Here is a 15,893-nt window from a genome sequence, read left to right on the forward strand (position 1 = left end):
TCCGGTTAAATCGATGATGTTTTTTCTATCGTCTGATCTGTTGTCTCTTCTTCTAGCGCACCACCGCAGCTACTTCCTTGCCCTGCCGTACAGCCATAGCAATGATATGCAATGGCAATGTCATCGCTAGCAGGATTTTGCGTTAACAAATCGCTTAGATGCCGACGGGACTTGTTGGGCACTGGAATCTCTAATTGCTGGTTAAAGTCACAATCAAACAACTCTCCTAACCAATTAACGCTAATGGTCGATCGGCACATGACTTCGGTTAAATTGGCGGCCACGTAATTGGCTTTGAGCAAATCCATATAGGGATAGAATTGGTTTTTAGCCAATAGCACCGCACCAAAACGCTGAATGGGCATATTGGTCAAGGCAAATAACTGATGAAATTCGATATCAAAATGCGCTTTTAACTCGCGCTTATAATCCGCTTCAAGCTGCTGTTGATTGGGCGGCAGCGTCGCTCCTTGCGGGTTATAAACGAGGTTGAGCGTTAAGTTTGAACCCACTTTGCCGTAGCCAAGCGCATTGAGCTTATGCAATCCCAATATACTGTCATCAAATGCGCCCTTGCCGCGCTGCTTATCGACATTTTCTAATGAATAACAGGGCATTGAAGCCACCACTTCGACCGCATTATCTGCCAAAAACTGCGCCATGTCCTCATACCCTTCTTCCATCAGGATAGTCAGATTACAGCGATCAATTACTTTTACACCCAAGGCACGTGCGGTTGTAACCAAATACTTAAAGTCTTCGTGCATCTCAGGCGCACCGCCCGTTAAATCAAGCGTCTCGATATTTTGTGCTTGCAAGACTTCTAGAATCAACTCAACAAGCTCACGCGACATCATCTCTGTGCGGTAAGGACTGGCAGCCACATGACAATGCACACAAGACATATTGCATAAGTAACCCATATTGACCTGTAGCGTGGTTAACTCACGACGTTTGATCGCTGGGAAATCCGTGTGCTCGAGTAATTCGATAGTTGATTTCATAATGGTATAAAACCCTGTTAGTAGCACCTCTAAAGCAAGAAGAATAACGCAAAAATAAAAGGTTAAAAAAAGACAAATTCACACGCAAGCAATTGCTTTTTATGACTATTTCATAAAATTATCATCTCATTTTTAGCCTTATCACTTTACGCTTTATCTAATTAATCATACCTGATTGTGAAACAATATTGACAACTAATATCGTGATTTTCATCTTTTATGCCAAATGAGCATGACGTCTCGTAGGATGTCATACAGCACTTGTCAATTTGGCTTTTAAGATATTATATTCAGCAGCTTTATAGATCGACCTTCTCATCCAATTGGCAATACCACAGTTGTCAGTGCAAAACTCTTAAATAGCATTGACCGCACAAGGCTTTATCGCTAAATTGGTTGCAACATTCATATCTTTTAAAACAACATTCACTGATAAAATATGAATACTTTTAGAATATAGAAAGCCCACTATGTACCAATGCTTATGACACACGGATGTAAGCATCAAATCACCTTTTAAGGATAACGTAATGAATATGAGCACATTACTAAAACCAACTGTACTGAGCATTGGATTAATGAGTGTCATAGGTTGCACTACCATGCAGACCGCGCCCAAGGATATGAGCAACTCAGCAACTGTCTATTACAATGGCAACATCATCACGATGGAGGGCGATCAGCCACAAATGGCTGAAGCCTTAGTCACTCAAGCGGGCAAGATTGCCTATGTGGGCAATTTACAAGAGGCACAATCGAAATATAAAAATGCCGCGCAGATTAATCTACAAGATAAAACCTTATTACCCAGCTTTATCGATCCGCACAGTCATTTTGATATGGTGTCGAACACCATGGGTCAGGTCAATCTCAACCCGCCGCCCATCGGTCAAGTCGATAGTATTCCTAAAATGATGCAAACGCTAAAAGAGTATAAAGTGGACAATAACATTGCTGATGGCGACTGGATATTTGGTTGGGGTTATGATGAAACTCAGCTCGCTGAGGGGCGTCATCCGACCAAAAGCGAAATTGATAAAATATTGCCAAACAATCCAGTGTATTTACAACACACGAGTGGTCACATGGGCGTCGCAAACAGCAAGGCGCTGGCCATGATGAACATCACTGCTAACAGTAAAAATCCAGCAGGCGGTAATATTGCTCGAATTAAAGGCTCCAATGAACCAAACGGTCTCGTACAAGAAACGGCGATGTATCCGTTCGTGCGCAATATGCTAGAAGTGTTAGCGCCGAATCAAGGCAAATTCTTTGAGCAGACGCAAGAGTATTATGCAAAGAATGGCATAACGACGGCACACAATGGCTCAACGGCTCGAAACACTATTCAGTTTTTTCAAAAACAAGCCGATGCAGGTAAGCTCAAAATTGACTTGGTCGCACTAGCAGGAGTGAGTGACTTAGATGAGAATTTGGCTGATAAAAACTTCGTCTGGAAGACCTATCAAAACGGTTTTAAAGTACAGGGTACCAAAATCGTTGCAGATGGCTCGCCACAAGGCAAGACCGCCTATTTTAGCCAACCTTATCTCACGCCAGTTCCAGATTGTGAAAAGGACTGCCGCGGTTTACCAAGTGTCAGCCAAAATGAGCTGAACGAGATGTTTGTCAAAGCCTATGCTCGTGACAATCAACTCTTTATCCATAATAATGGTGATGGCGCAACCGATATGCTCATCAAGGCACACGAGTATGCCGTTAAAAAGACTGGTCAAGCAGCTGATAAAGATCGCCGTACTGTGCCCATTCATGCTCAATTTGCCCGACCTGATCAGCTTGCCGCATTCAAAAAATACAATATGGTGCCGTCCTTCTTTACCAACCATACTTACTTTTGGGGAGATGTACACGTTAAAAACTTAGGTAAAAAACGTGCCGACTTTTCAAGCCCGATTGCCACTGCTGATAGAATGGGACTTAAATACACCAATCACTCTGATGACACAGTGACACCTGTTGACCCGCTATTTACAGTCTGGTCAGCAATCAATCGCACTTCGCGCTCAGGTAAAATCATTGGTAAAAATGAGCGAGCGACGCCGTATCAAGCGTTAAAAGCCATTACCAGAAATGCCGCTTATGAGTATTTTGAAGAGGACAGCAAAGGCACCTTGACGCCAGGGAAACTGGCTGATTTGGTTATCTTAGATGCCAACCCGTTAACCATAGAGGCAAGCAAGCTAAAAGACATCAAAGTCATCACAACCATTAAAGAAGGTCAAACGATTTACCAACGTCCAGTACAATAATTCATGGTAAGCGCCGTATAATAAGCCAAATTTTAGCAGGCGATTTCAAATTGTCATGCCTGCTATTCATTAAGATGATGAACCATTGAAGCTATTTATTAAAAACATTCATTAAAACTGTTTAAGGAACCCTATATGAGTACCAACACCGATACAGGTAACGACCACATTCTCTCCTCCGATAATATTCATTACTTGCATCATGATTTTTTTGAACCAAGCCATGAAAACACAGCGGTAAAAGCCACATTACTGATTGTCCACGGTATGGCAGAGCATAGCGGACGTTACGCAGACTTCGCTCAGTTTTTAGCGGATCACGGTATCGCAGTGGCAACTTATGACCATTTGGGACATGGAAAGACCGTCAAAACATCAGCAGATTTAGGTTTTTTTGGTGAAGAGCATCCAGTACAGTCCCTGCTAAAAGACGTCATTGTCATGGCTGATAGCTTAAAAAATCGTCATCCTGACGTGCCTCACTTTGTAATGGGTCACTCTATGGGCTCGTTTATTGTGCGTAATGTCCTAAAGCACCATGCACACAATTTTACAGGTGCTATTTTGATGGGTACAGCAGATGCCAACCCCTTGACTAAAGTGCTACTCCCAGTCAATAAAATACTGGCAAAAGTAGCCCCTAAAAAACCCAATGCAATGTTTGCCAAGGTGATGAATAAAGTCTTGAATAGTAAGCTTGAAGATCGCATCTCTTCATCAGAATTTGCGTGGTTAACTGAAAATCCTGCCGCCATTGAAGCCTATGAAGCAGATCCATTGACGGGCTTTGATTTCACCAATAATGGCTTTATGACATTATTCCTTCTGATGGAAACTGGCTTAAACAAAGGCTGGGCAATGACTATTCCAAAAAATTTCCCGATGCTATTTATCAGCGGCGAAGATGATCCTATCGGAGATATGGGCAACGGCATCCGCAAAATTGTCACGCGCTTAAACAAGCAAAACTTCAGTCAAGTAGATATCCAACTCTACCCAAACATGCGTCATGAGCCTTTGCATGAAAAAGACCACCAAACCGTTTATGAAGATATCTTAGAATGGATAGAAAGCCATAGCTCAGACAATTAACAGCAGCGCTCATCTTGGCGGTTAACTCGTTTGCTAAAAGTCGCCAAATTAGCGACAATACGGCAAGCAAGTTTTTACGCCAAGTCATGCGAGTTATTTAACGATAATATATGCTTTACCTTCCACTAACTTTAGGAACCTTTATGTCATTACAACAAACCATCGAACAAGCCTTTGAAAAACGCAACGAATACAGCCCAAGCACGATGCCACAGGACGTGCGTGATGCTATTAATCAAGTACTTGAGCAATTAGATAACGGCACATTGCGCGTTGCAGAAAAAAAGGATGGCGAATGGGTCGTGAACCAGTGCGCAAAAAAAGCCGTTTTGCTCTCTTTTCGCTTAAACGACAACTATGTTCAGGCAGCGGGCGAACATGTGCAATTCTATGACAAAGTGCCGACGAAATTTGCTGATTGGACAGAAGCGCAGTTCAAAGAAGCTGGCGTACGCGTTGTACCACCAGCCGTTGCTCGTAAAGGCTCGTTCATCGCAGCAGGCGCGGTATTGATGCCGTCGTATGTCAACATCGGCGCGTATGTCGATCAAGGCGCGATGGTAGATACGTGGGCGACCGTGGGTTCATGTGCCCAAATTGGTAAAAATGTGCATTTATCAGGTGGCGTTGGTATCGGCGGCGTATTAGAGCCATTGCAAGCGAATCCAACAATTATTGAGGACAATTGCTTCATCGGTGCACGTTCTGAAATCGTTGAAGGCGTAATCGTCGAAGAAGGCGCTGTTATCTCGATGGGTGTATTTATTGGTCAATCAACGCGCATTTATGATCGCGAAACGGGTGAGATTCATCGTGGCCGTGTACCAGCAGGCTCTGTTGTCGTACCGGGTAGCTTGCCATCAGAAGATGGTACGCATAGCTTATATGCTGCTATCATCGTCAAAAAAGTCGATGCACAAACCCGCGCTAAAACATCAGTCAATGAGCTATTGCGTTTAGCCTAGTATTTTTAATACTTAGAGTCTCGTACCCAAACCGTACGGACAGCGACAGATCCTTTTTATTAAAGACGCTGAAGAAAACTTCAGCGTCTTTTTTGCAGCTTAATAGAGGGTGGTGCGTTATAATCCCTTTTTTTGGTTTGGCTTTATCCAAACGCAAAACGCCCATACCAGAACCTGCCTTTTTATTACCATTGATAAATGCCTCATCCCATTATCAATCTTTAACTGTATTTGACATATTATGAGTGAATCACTATTACGCACCGCCGCCATTCCTGTCACTGACCCTGAAGCAGGTCTACGTTTGACAGAAATCTTTTATTCTTTGCAAGGTGAAGCGCTGACCTCAGGCTTGCCAACGATATTTGTGCGCTTGACCGGCTGTCCACTTCGCTGTGTCTATTGCGATACTGAATACGCCTTTACTGGCGGCGAGCGGCAGTCGCTAGAAACCATTATAGAGACCATCAAAAGCTATCCTTGCAAGCGTATTTGTCTGACTGGCGGCGAGCCTTTAGCTCAGCCGAACGCCATTGAGCTAATGAAGCGTTTACTGAACGACGGTTATGAAATCTCGCTTGAAACCGCAGGCGCGCTCACGGTAGCAAACGTGCCAAAAGCGGTCAGTAAAGTCATGGATCTCAAAACGCCAAGCTCAGGCGAAGTCGATAAGAATCTATGGTCAAATCTCGACCACCTCACTCAGCATGACCAAATTAAATTTGTCATTATGAATCGTGAAGATTACGACTGGGCAAAAACCAAGCTGTCTGAGCATAAATTAAATGAATTGGTCGATACGGTTTGGTTTTCGCCGATGTTTAATGTCGCAGAGGATATCGACGAGGAAGTCAGCCCCGATGTCCCTGTGTTGGCGCGCGAACTTGCAGAATGGATGTTGGCTGACGCGCTGCCCGTACGCTTCCAATTGCAACTGCATAAAATCATCTGGGCAGATGCTAAAGGCAAATAATAGTCCAATCATCTAAATGGATATTCAACATAAATAGCGACCCAAGGATAGGAATATAGGTATGGTCAAACTCATTTTATTGGGCTTATTATCGGGGGCATTTTTTAGCTCGACGTTTGTGTTAAACGAAGTTATGAGTGCGGCTGGTGGGCATTGGTTTTGGTCAGCTAGCCTTCGCTATGCATTTATGTGGCTAATACTCACGGCTATTATAATTATGCAGCATGGTTTTGGGCGTATTGCAGAGCTGATGACTATATTCCGTCAACATTGGGGCTTTTGGTGTATTACGGGAAGTATTGGTTTTGGAGTTTTTTATACAGGAATATGCTACGCGGCTGATCATGTCGCAGGCTGGGTAGTCGCCGCGACTTTTATGTTTACAGTGGTTGCAAGCCTACTCGTTTTGCTAGCATTCGGACAACGTTTTGATAAAAAATTCATTGCATATGCGTTATTAGTATTTGCTGGTGTGGTACTGGTCAATATCAGTGAAGGACTGCATGCCGCTTCTTTGCTAGATGCTGATGCAGTGCCTATGAAAGATATGCTGCTTTATGGTGCCGTGCCTGCCCTAATAGCCGCCTTTAGCTATCCCATTGGTAACCAGTTGGTTTGGCAGGTATCTTACAACGCTCGCAAGCGTAGTGCCGAGCCTACTAGCACTCAAAAAATTGATATCCAAGCCAACGAGATTAGTAAAAAAACCACCTCACTTATTACAGAAGCACCTGCGTTGTCAGCCGATATGAGTTATACGGCGGACGCGGTCGATTCCTTAAACCTTAACCACCCCACTCAAACCTTGCCGAGCTCTTTGCTGCAAACTTTAATCTCACGTATACCTGCTATCGAAACCACCCTCCTACAAAATGCCTTTAACAAAGTATGGTTAATGACCTTGGGCAGTCTGCCATTTTGGTTGGTTTTGGATCTTGTCGTTCATCCGGATTTGCCTGATACTAAGCAGGTATTCAATACCTTACTTGTGGCTCTATTGGCAGGCGTGGCGGCAACCAGCATCTTTTTATATGCCCGTGAAAAAGCGGAAACTTCGAGCGAAGTGGCTGGGGTTGATGCCACTCAGGCAAGTGAAGTGATATTTGCCTTAATTGGCGGTATGCTATTGCTCAATAATACTTTGCCATCAGCGATGGGTTTAATAGGTATTGCTCTGATTATCGTTGGGCTTATTCTATTTGCAAAAGATGGCTAAACTACTACCTAAAGTTAGGTTAACTCTACTTAAATTATTGATATAAACAACTTCAAAACCAAACTAATCTAGCCCAGCCCAGTCCAGCCAATCTATTTTGATGGCCATTATATTGGTAATATAATCATGGTTAATGATTTAATTTTTCCTGATATTTTATTATATTTATTAGATATGGTTGGTGTGATTGCTTGTGCGATCTCAGGTACACTGCTGGCACAGCACAAAGGCTTTGATATTGCTGGCTGTATCTTGGTTGCGATGGTCAATGCTATCGGCGGCGGTACACTACGTGATATGGCGCTAGACCGTCATCCATTATTTTGGATGACTGACCTCAATTATGTGATCGTCATCACAGTGACATCGCTTATTTTACAAATATTCTTTCATCTGTATCATAAAATTGATAAGGCATTGAAGCTGTTTGATGCCATTGGGTTGGCGGCTTTTAGCGTGATTGGTTTTAAGATAGCATTGACACAAGATATGTCAGCTATTATCGCTATTATGATGGGGGTTTGGACGGCTATTATTGGTGGTCTGCTACGCGATATCATCTGTAATGAGATACCACTGTTACTTCAACGCGAGATTTATATCTCTGCTAGTATTGTAGGTTCGATCACTTATCTGCTGCTTGATCGTTTGGGTGTAAATGCTGGATTGAATGAATTTATTATGCTGGGCGTTATCTTTGCTGTACGGATGCTAGCATTGCGTTTTGATTGGCACCTGCCTTCTATACGTTTGGTGAAATAAGACCGATATATATATGGTTTAAACACTAGGGCGTGTCCTCAATTCAATCGTTTACTTTCTAAATGGGCTAAAAATAATCAGACAATCATCATACAAACTTAGTGAGACTTGCTCATGCTGGCTATCGCATTGAACCCTTCAGCACTAATCACTACGTTTGACCCACGCTCTCTCATTTATCTTTTTGATATGATTGGTATTATCGCTTGTAGTATTTCAGGCACGATACTGGCAAAACACAAAAATTTCGATGTTTTTGGTTGTTTACTGGTGTCTATTGTCACCGCTATCGGTGGCGGCACTGTGCGTGATGTCATTTTAGATCGCCATCCACTATTTTGGATGGTGGATATGAGCTACCTGACTGTTATCACCCTCTCTTCATTAGTGATGCAAATATTCTTTCACCCCAACTCTAAACGCGTTAATAAGTTCCTCAAACTCTCAGATACTATTGGACTGTCAGTTTTTACCTTAATCGGTATCAAGGTTGCCGATAGTATGGGTGCAAATGTGCCCGTGGCGTTATTACTTGGGGTGATTACCATCATTGTCGGCGGTATCATCCGCGATATGATCTGCAATGAGATTCCGCTGGTGTTGCAGCAAGAGATTTATATTTCGGCAGCTTTGGCTGGCGGCATCCTATATTTTGCACTACACAATCTGGGTATGACAGCTTGGATTGCTGACATCGCTACTATGAGTACGATTTTTACCTTACGCATGCTCGCCATTCGTTATGACTGGCAGTTTCCAACCATCGAATGGAAATACTAAAAAAGCGTCAACCTTAAACAAAGTCGACGCTATATTTGCTACTGGTTGAGTATCTTATAATAAGATAATGCCATCATTCCTGTACGACTGCTAAATCCTTTACCATCAACTGTAGACTTTGTTTGCCATTCCACTCGTTGATGTCTAGCTGAAATAGTACATGCACTTTTTCTGCACGATAATCCCATATCTCGCTATCAAAGTTAAAATAAATTGCTTCAATCGGATATTGCACATCAGGGTAACGCAGCGACAGTTTAAGGTGCTTGTCTTTTAATATCCTAAAGCTTAACACTTCAAAGACCCCATCAAATATTGGCGGTGCAAAGCCATGACCCCAAATATTGGCATCAGCTAGGTGTTCAGCAAACCACAAGCTAAAGTCACTCGCCTGCAACGCGCCATCAGTGAATTTTTGCTCAGCAAACACTTCATTATCCATCTGTACCATGACGTCATTAAAAGCCATAACAAACCCATCAAAGTTACGACGTTTGATCGTTAAGCCTGCTGCCATCGCATGACCACCAAAATGACTGATTAAATCAGGATGGCCCTCGGCAACCTGCTCAATCGCATCACGAATGTGCACGCCAGCGATAGAACGCGCCGAGCCTTTGATAGGGTCATCTTCAGCGGTACGCTCTGTATCCGCGGGCGCAAAGACGATACTTGGCAAATAATGACTTTCTTTTAACCGTCCAGCGACGATGCCGATGACGCCTTGATGCCAATCATCTTGGTATAAAACGATACTGCGTTTATGATTATTATGCGTCTTTTTCTCAGATCTATTTTGAACAATAATATCGCCACTTTCATGGTTATCCGCCGTAGCCTCATCGTCCACGTCTGTATCAGCAGCGGCTAATGTCTGTACGATGTTATCCGCTTGCGCGCGCATCTCACCTTCTACCTGTCGACGCGTCCGGTTTAACTGCTCAAGCTCTTGCGCCGAACGCTGCGCCGTACTCCAGTCATCCGTCAACAAACACTCAATACCGATGCGCATATTGTCCATACGACCAGCGGCATTGATACGAGGTCCTAAGACAAACCCAAAATCCTGCGCCTGCAACTGCTTAGGATCTCGCCCTGCTTGTTCAAGGAGTGCCAAGATACCAAGCGAGCAGCGCCCTTGGCGGATAGCCGCCAGTCCATGATGTACTAAAATGCGATTGTTTTTATCAAGCACCCCAACGTCGGCAATCGTTCCTAATGCCACCAAATCTAAATATTGACTCACTTGCACGGTAGATTTACCGGCTTCGCGGCGCAGCTTGGCTAAGCGTCCAAGCACATAAAATGCCACGCCTACCCCTACGAGCGCTTTACTGCTAAAGTGGCAATCGAGCTGATTGGGATTAACCACAGCCTCCGCAGGCGGTGTTTCTTTGGTCGTCAAATGATGATCGGTAATAATCACAGTGATGCCATCGGCTTGCGCACGTGCCACGCCTTCATGGCTTGAGATACCGTTATCGACGGTCACTATCACCTCAGGATGATACTTCTCAATACCCAATTCGACAATTTCTGGTGTCAAACCATAGCCGTACTTAAATCGGTCGGGCACTAAAAAGTCAACGACTGCGCCCATTTTTGTGAGCGCGCGCATCATTAATGCGGTACTGGTCGCACCATCACAGTCAAAATCACCCACGATAAGGATACGCTGACCGTCATCGATGGCAACGTCTAATAGACGCACTGCTTCGGTGACACCATGTAGCATTTCGGCTGGCAATAGCGCTGAGAGTTGCGTCTCTAGCTCATCAGGCTGAGTAATGCCGCGACCTGCATACAGGCGGGCAAGCGTCAATGATTGGGCGGCAAGTGGTTGCAGCGCGGCGGGCAACTCGTCGATGCGAGTGCTGGTATAACGGGGGGTTAAATTTAGCATGTGCATATTCTACTGGCTTTGGCAGAGGGTCACAATGACAATTTTTGGCGGCTTGGTTTATCGTTTTTTGTTGCAGCACATTGTGATAAGCCATATTTTCATACTAGCATAGAGCAAATAATTCATACTCTGTGCATATAGTATGAATAATATTTCATTTACAAAAACGGTGCATAGCGACTGCATTTTTCTGCATTTTGCTACAAAGCAATGATTGTATGCCGCTCAGAAATCCATAAAATGGTAAGCAACTGAGATACTTGCTATCTATTGAGATTTGATTTTTTATTTTAACCATTTATAAGGATGCTTTATGAAAACCACACCACTGGCTGAAAAGTTACCAAATACCATTGACCCTAGCTTGGATCTTGAACAAGTAAAAAAAGAATGTCAAAATCTGGTTAAAAAACGCGCCAAATATTCTGCTGGTGTTGCCATCGTTCCTGTACCATTTTTTGATGTCGCAGTAGACGCTGGTATGCTTACTCAACTATTACCTGACATTAGCGAACGATTTGGCTTACTTGAAGACCGTAAGGCGGCAGTTGATTTAGAATCACGAGCCATTCATTGGGGCGCATTAAAAGATCGTACTGTCGATTTTGCAGGGTTGATGGCGACTCGTGGTATTGTTAAAAAGACCGTACAAGGCTTCGGTGGTCGTATCGCTGCCAAACAAGTAACGAAATTTATCCCATTAGGGGGTCAAATGGTTGCTGCTACAATGGGCTATATGATTTTCAAAAAAATCGCCAATGACCACATCAATGAGTGCTACAAACTCGCAAAAGACATTCAGCAAAAGCAACACGGTAAAAATGTCTAAAACAGTTAAAAAACCGACACTAGGGTGTGTCTTCAATTGAAAAATGGAGATAAGAATGAGATAAATTGCAGTCAAACAAGGAAAGTAGTGCAGATAATATCGGGATATTACCTAGCTATTTAACGACGTTTGACAAAATTTAGCCATTTTTAGCCCATTTAGAGATTTATCGATTGAATTGAAGACACGCCCTAACTTTATAAAATAAAACCAGCTAAGAGCTATTGCCTTAGCTGGTTTTTTTGTGCTGAGCTACGCATATATGGGTTTAATTTTTCAATTTAATAACAGCCTTTTTCATAATACATCTCTAACTCAGAATACTCTATGTCACTAATTATAATGATGTTATCTGCATAAGGACGATACTTTCTAACCATTATTTTTGCCGCTGGTTTGTTGTTTATGAGAATTACGCCATCTTCGAGCCGAACATCGTTATCAAAACTAAATCCATCTCCCATAACTTTTGATGTAGAGCCTTTCCAATGACACTGCTGTACGTGATAATCAGACATCACATATACACTCCTGATAAAAAACAGGCTGAGTGTCAAAGCAATTAAAAGACAGGGTATTGATAGCTTTTTATTCATTGAATCTCTAATTGAATTTAGGAAACCCATTTTGATGAAATAAATATTCCTGTCCATGTATGTTTCATGATATCTCGATGCATAGCATTAACAGTGGAAAATGGCAAAAACCACCACCAAATATAGCAATACTTCATGAACAATTCACCTCCCTTATTGATTAAAATCGTTAAAGTAAGATGAATTTTATTCTTGGATTATGGTATGCCGAACTTTAGAATAGATGGTTATGAGCTCACCTCAACACTGATATTGCTATTGGGTTGCCTCATTCTTTTCATCGCCAGTATTTCTGCGGCGTTCAATGACCTTTTTGATGATTGTTCGTGGGAACACCTCACCACTTGGTTATTTATCGTCGGTGGTTTATTGATGATTATCGGCTATATTGGTTATAAAGCCTATGCATATTATCACCCTTATGCGTGGCTGGATTGATAACGTCAAGCTTTGATAAAAAAAGCTTTATTCAATACTAATAATAGTTGGTGGTGTTATTGATAAGTTTTGCTGATAATATACGACCTGCTTGGAAAAAACACATGTCAACTAGCAAACATCAACTCCTACCAAATGCCAGTTTCTATTAAGCATAAACCTTAAAACCAATAAAAATCTTAAAGGATCAGACCTATGAAAAAAATCTTAATATCAACGGCTATGCTCGCTACCCTCGCTCTATCTGGATGCACAACGACTGGTGGCATGAATAATAATGCAGGTACTGCTATCGGTACTGCCAATGAGATTGGTATGAATGTCTTTAAATCAGCGATTGATAACCAATGCCGCAGTCAGATTGAAAAGCAAACTGCTTGGCGTGTGGCTAGCGTGGCTATGACCGACACACAACAAGAAGCTGTAAAAAGTAATGTTTGTGGCTGCGTCAGTGAGCAAGCGCCGCAACAAGTGACACTCGTTGAATTGGGCAATGCTGCTATCGATTCGCAATATCGCACACAGCTGGTCACGAAAGTCGTCGCAAAATCTCTACAAAGCTGCTATACCAGTTTTATGAAATAAACTTGTAATAAGTAGCGAAGCACAGTTTTGACAATGTATTTTTGACGTTGATATTAATATTGACACAGGCGGGTTAGCGATTGCTTAACCCAGCCTATTCGTATAAATTAGGTGTAAATGAAATGGAATTCACTTGATATCAAGGATGACAAATGAAAAGACGTGCGTTTATAAAATTAGGTGGTCAAGTCACTGTGGCTGGCACTCTACTGACCCAGCTGAGCGCCTGTTCATCAGACGACGATGAAAATATCCAGAGTGATAAATTGGACGTCTTAGATGACTTGGGTTATCAAGGCGCCTCACCTTTTAAGCATGGTATTGCCAGTGGTGACCCTCTACAGGATAGAGTAATACTGTGGACACGAATTACCAATGACGGCAGTATCAGTGCCACGAGCATCCCTGTTGGCTATACTATCGCAACAGACCCAGAGATGAAAAAAATCGTTGCTCAAGGAAGAGCGTTAGCCACCTCTGAATCTGACTTTACTATCAAAGTCGATCCCAAGTCTCTACAGCCTAATACGACCTATTACTATACCTTTCAAGCATTGGGTTATATCTCGCCCACTGGTCGCACTCGTACTATCCCGCAACCAAACTTACCAGCCAATCAAGTAGACCGTGTGCGCTTGGCCGTGGTTTCTTGCTCGAACTATGGATTTGGCTACTTCAATGGTTATGCACATATCGCTAAGCAAGCCGATATATCAGCCGTACTGCATTTAGGTGACTATATCTACGAATATCAAGAAGGGTTTTATCGTGATCAATCCTTAATAGAAGAACGTCCGATAGACCCCAAAAATGAGATTATTAGTTTAGAAGATTATCGTCGTCGCTATGCCTGTTATCGTACTGATATTGATTTACAAGAATGCCATCGCCAGCACCCCTTTATCGCCGTTTGGGACGATCATGAGATTGCAGACAACTCATGGAAAGGTGGTGCTGGATTCCATACTGAAAGCAAAGGCAGCTATATAGAACGTAAAATGTCAGCGGTTCGCGCCTATCACGAGTGGATGCCCATTCGTGACGATAGCAGCAATGAACTGGATAGCCAGCTGAGGATTTATCGACGCTTTGAGTTTGGTAAGTTGTTTGATCTAAATATGCTAGACACGCGTATATTTGGTCGAGAAAAGCTCGATGCGAAAGCCAGCAATGAGCCTGAACGTCAACTGTTGGGGCTTGAGCAAGAAAACTGGCTCTATCTAAATATGAAAGAAGGCAAACGCCGCAAAGCGACATGGCAGATACTGGGACAACAAGTCATTCTAGCGCCCTTTAGAGGCACTTTTGCGACCAACTCTGGCGATATCTGGAATGGCTATGCGAGCGCACGTACTCGCTTGCTCGACTTTATCGAAGACAATCGTATCGACAATACCGTCGTATTAACTGGCGATTATCACGCCTCTTTTGCCTTTGATATATGCAAAGATCCGTTTGATGCAAGCCGTTATAATCCAACGACAGGCGAGGGCTCAATAGCGGTAGAGTTCGTCTGTCCGGCGCTGACCTCGTTACCTTTCCCTGAGACAGCAGGCATTGAGCTAAATCCACATCAGAAGTTCAACAATCAGACCGATCGTGGCTATATGCTACTCGATATCACTGAAGAGGCTTGTCAGTGTGAATGGTACTATACCGACACGCTGACTGAGCGTGATGACGGTACGCGCTTTGCCAAAGGGCTGTATACCCAGACGAAGACCAATCATTTGGTTGAGGGCAGTCAATCTCGTCCTATCGCCAATGTCGCGGCTTTAGCTGCTGCAAATAAAGCCGTCGGAGTGAAAATATAAGTATCGTTAAGTACTACAGATATTTAAAGCGTTAAAGTAATGTTCGTTGAGAATACAAAATAATAAAAAGGGTGCGTTATAAATAACGTACCCTTTTTGTTGCTGAGTCTTTGTATCGTTCACTCCTCTCAGCGTATTAGCTTGGCTTAGAACTTGTTTTTATCAACTGGACTCTGTGACAGCGCTGCTGTAAAGGGCAGTATTTTGCTGCGACTAAAATACTTAGAAGAGCCATCGATAATCTTGTCTACTTCTTTGATCAAATCATTAATAACGTCATCATAAACACCATGATATAGCTCAGTTTCGAATGCCGTAAAGGGGTGCTTACGTGATGCCGAGCTAACCTCTGTCACGCCTTGCTTACTATAAAAAATATCGACTCGACCATCACTGTTGAGTACACAATTTAATAATCCGCCCTCTAGCTCCATCTCTACTCGCTCAGGCATAAAAATATAATCGTCTACATTGATGAGTTTTTTTTCTACTTCTCTTTTAAAAAATGATTTGATATCAAACATGGATATATCCCTGACCTTAAAATTATAATATACGTTAGCACGCCTGATTTTATTGCCACTGTCCAGCATGTAATCTGCTGCTTGTTCGTTCGTGCTTTATGAGTCAATACTATAAGATGACGTGATATTTTTTAAGACCGGA

Annotated in this window: 15 protein-coding genes; 11 read left to right on the forward strand and 4 right to left on the reverse strand. The window is 42.8% G+C overall.

The features are described from left to right. Nucleotides 1-5: 5 nt before the first annotated feature. On the reverse strand, nucleotides 6-1,004 hold the full coding sequence (gene arsS / locus JMV76_RS08545) for an arsenosugar biosynthesis radical SAM (seleno)protein ArsS (RefSeq protein ID WP_201502353.1): 999 nt from the start codon (nucleotides 1,002-1,004) through the stop codon (nucleotides 6-8). 536 nt (nucleotides 1,005-1,540) lie between these two features. On the opposite strand from arsS, the gene JMV76_RS08550 reads away from it, so the two are divergent. The 7 genes from JMV76_RS08550 (at nucleotide 1,541) to JMV76_RS08580 (ending at nucleotide 9,062) form a co-directional block, all read left to right on the forward strand. Beyond that, nucleotides 1,541-3,274 (forward strand): amidohydrolase, encoded by a 1,734-nt coding sequence (locus tag JMV76_RS08550; protein ID WP_201502354.1) that lies wholly within the window; start codon nucleotides 1,541-1,543, stop codon nucleotides 3,272-3,274. Nucleotides 3,275-3,409: 135 nt separating this feature from the next. Beyond that, on the forward strand, nucleotides 3,410-4,366 hold the full coding sequence (locus tag JMV76_RS08555; protein ID WP_201502355.1) for an alpha/beta hydrolase: 957 nt from the start codon (nucleotides 3,410-3,412) through the stop codon (nucleotides 4,364-4,366). Between the two features lie 143 nt (nucleotides 4,367-4,509). Next, nucleotides 4,510-5,331, forward strand: coding sequence for a 2,3,4,5-tetrahydropyridine-2,6-dicarboxylate N-succinyltransferase (gene dapD / locus JMV76_RS08560; RefSeq protein WP_201502356.1), 822 nt, complete (start codon nucleotides 4,510-4,512; stop codon nucleotides 5,329-5,331). Nucleotides 5,332-5,572: 241 nt separating this feature from the next. Next, nucleotides 5,573-6,304, forward strand: a complete 732-nt coding sequence (gene queE, locus JMV76_RS08565) for a 7-carboxy-7-deazaguanine synthase QueE (RefSeq protein ID WP_201502357.1) — start codon at nucleotides 5,573-5,575, stop codon at nucleotides 6,302-6,304. Between the two features lie 61 nt (nucleotides 6,305-6,365). Then, a complete protein-coding gene (locus tag JMV76_RS08570) occupies nucleotides 6,366-7,520 on the forward strand; it encodes a multidrug resistance efflux transporter family protein (RefSeq protein ID WP_201502358.1) in 1,155 nt (384 codons plus the stop codon). Nucleotides 7,521-7,646: 126 nt separating this feature from the next. After that, a complete protein-coding gene (locus tag JMV76_RS08575) occupies nucleotides 7,647-8,282 on the forward strand; it encodes a trimeric intracellular cation channel family protein (RefSeq protein WP_201502359.1) in 636 nt (211 codons plus the stop codon). A gap of 114 nt (nucleotides 8,283-8,396) precedes the next feature. Continuing rightward, nucleotides 8,397-9,062 carry a trimeric intracellular cation channel family protein gene (locus JMV76_RS08580; RefSeq protein ID WP_201502360.1) on the forward strand — a complete coding sequence of 222 codons (666 nt, stop codon included), beginning with the start codon at nucleotides 8,397-8,399 and terminating at the stop codon, nucleotides 9,060-9,062. 73 nt (nucleotides 9,063-9,135) lie between these two features. Here JMV76_RS08580 and recJ read toward each other — a convergent pair whose 3' ends face one another. Further along, nucleotides 9,136-10,965 carry a single-stranded-DNA-specific exonuclease RecJ gene (gene recJ, locus JMV76_RS08585; RefSeq protein WP_201502361.1) on the reverse strand — a complete coding sequence of 610 codons (1,830 nt, stop codon included), beginning with the start codon at nucleotides 10,963-10,965 and terminating at the stop codon, nucleotides 9,136-9,138. A gap of 313 nt (nucleotides 10,966-11,278) precedes the next feature. Between recJ and JMV76_RS08590 the strand changes: the two genes are divergently transcribed. Further along, nucleotides 11,279-11,794 (forward strand): hypothetical protein, encoded by a 516-nt coding sequence (locus JMV76_RS08590; protein ID WP_201502362.1) that lies wholly within the window; start codon nucleotides 11,279-11,281, stop codon nucleotides 11,792-11,794. A gap of 281 nt (nucleotides 11,795-12,075) precedes the next feature. Here the strand turns inward: JMV76_RS08590 and JMV76_RS08595 are convergent, their stop codons facing one another. Continuing rightward, nucleotides 12,076-12,315, reverse strand: coding sequence for a hypothetical protein (locus tag JMV76_RS08595; RefSeq protein ID WP_201502363.1), 240 nt, complete (start codon nucleotides 12,313-12,315; stop codon nucleotides 12,076-12,078). Nucleotides 12,316-12,594: 279 nt separating this feature from the next. Here JMV76_RS08595 and JMV76_RS08600 point away from each other — a divergent pair, with 279 nt between their 5' ends. From JMV76_RS08600 to JMV76_RS08610, 3 genes are all read left to right on the forward strand, one after another. Beyond that, entirely contained in the window at nucleotides 12,595-12,828 is a 234-nt protein-coding gene (locus tag JMV76_RS08600; protein ID WP_045451284.1) for a hypothetical protein, read from the forward strand. Between the two features lie 195 nt (nucleotides 12,829-13,023). Further along, nucleotides 13,024-13,413: a hypothetical protein gene (locus JMV76_RS08605; RefSeq protein ID WP_045451282.1), complete on the forward strand. Its 390-nt coding sequence runs from the start codon at nucleotides 13,024-13,026 to the stop codon at nucleotides 13,411-13,413. 152 nt (nucleotides 13,414-13,565) lie between these two features. Continuing rightward, nucleotides 13,566-15,227, forward strand: coding sequence for an alkaline phosphatase D family protein (locus tag JMV76_RS08610; RefSeq protein ID WP_201502364.1), 1,662 nt, complete (start codon nucleotides 13,566-13,568; stop codon nucleotides 15,225-15,227). A gap of 146 nt (nucleotides 15,228-15,373) precedes the next feature. On the opposite strand, the gene JMV76_RS08615 is transcribed toward JMV76_RS08610, so the two are convergent. Continuing rightward, nucleotides 15,374-15,751: a hypothetical protein gene (locus JMV76_RS08615; RefSeq protein ID WP_025652101.1), complete on the reverse strand. Its 378-nt coding sequence runs from the start codon at nucleotides 15,749-15,751 to the stop codon at nucleotides 15,374-15,376. Between the last annotated feature and the right edge of the window lie 142 nt (nucleotides 15,752-15,893).

The sequence above is a fragment of the Psychrobacter cibarius genome, assembly GCF_904845955.1.
GTDB classification, from domain to species: domain Bacteria; phylum Pseudomonadota; class Gammaproteobacteria; order Pseudomonadales; family Moraxellaceae; genus Psychrobacter; species Psychrobacter cibarius_B.

Coding starts and splice junctions, on each gene's coding strand:
- arsS (WP_201502353.1), bottom strand. CDS start 1,004: ATGAAATCAACTATCGAATTACTCGAGCACACGGATTTCCCAGCGATC.
- JMV76_RS08550 (WP_201502354.1), top strand. CDS start 1,541: ATGAGCACATTACTAAAACCAACTGTACTGAGCATTGGATTAATGAGT.
- JMV76_RS08555 (WP_201502355.1), top strand. CDS start 3,410: ATGAGTACCAACACCGATACAGGTAACGACCACATTCTCTCCTCCGAT.
- dapD (WP_201502356.1), top strand. CDS start 4,510: ATGTCATTACAACAAACCATCGAACAAGCCTTTGAAAAACGCAACGAA.
- queE (WP_201502357.1), top strand. CDS start 5,573: ATGAGTGAATCACTATTACGCACCGCCGCCATTCCTGTCACTGACCCT.
- JMV76_RS08570 (WP_201502358.1), top strand. CDS start 6,366: ATGGTCAAACTCATTTTATTGGGCTTATTATCGGGGGCATTTTTTAGC.
- JMV76_RS08575 (WP_201502359.1), top strand. CDS start 7,647: ATGGTTAATGATTTAATTTTTCCTGATATTTTATTATATTTATTAGAT.
- JMV76_RS08580 (WP_201502360.1), top strand. CDS start 8,397: ATGCTGGCTATCGCATTGAACCCTTCAGCACTAATCACTACGTTTGAC.
- recJ (WP_201502361.1), bottom strand. CDS start 10,965: ATGCTAAATTTAACCCCCCGTTATACCAGCACTCGCATCGACGAGTTG.
- JMV76_RS08590 (WP_201502362.1), top strand. CDS start 11,279: ATGAAAACCACACCACTGGCTGAAAAGTTACCAAATACCATTGACCCT.
- JMV76_RS08600 (WP_045451284.1), top strand. CDS start 12,595: ATGCCGAACTTTAGAATAGATGGTTATGAGCTCACCTCAACACTGATA.
- JMV76_RS08605 (WP_045451282.1), top strand. CDS start 13,024: ATGAAAAAAATCTTAATATCAACGGCTATGCTCGCTACCCTCGCTCTA.
- JMV76_RS08610 (WP_201502364.1), top strand. CDS start 13,566: ATGAAAAGACGTGCGTTTATAAAATTAGGTGGTCAAGTCACTGTGGCT.
- JMV76_RS08615 (WP_025652101.1), bottom strand. CDS start 15,751: ATGTTTGATATCAAATCATTTTTTAAAAGAGAAGTAGAAAAAAAACTC.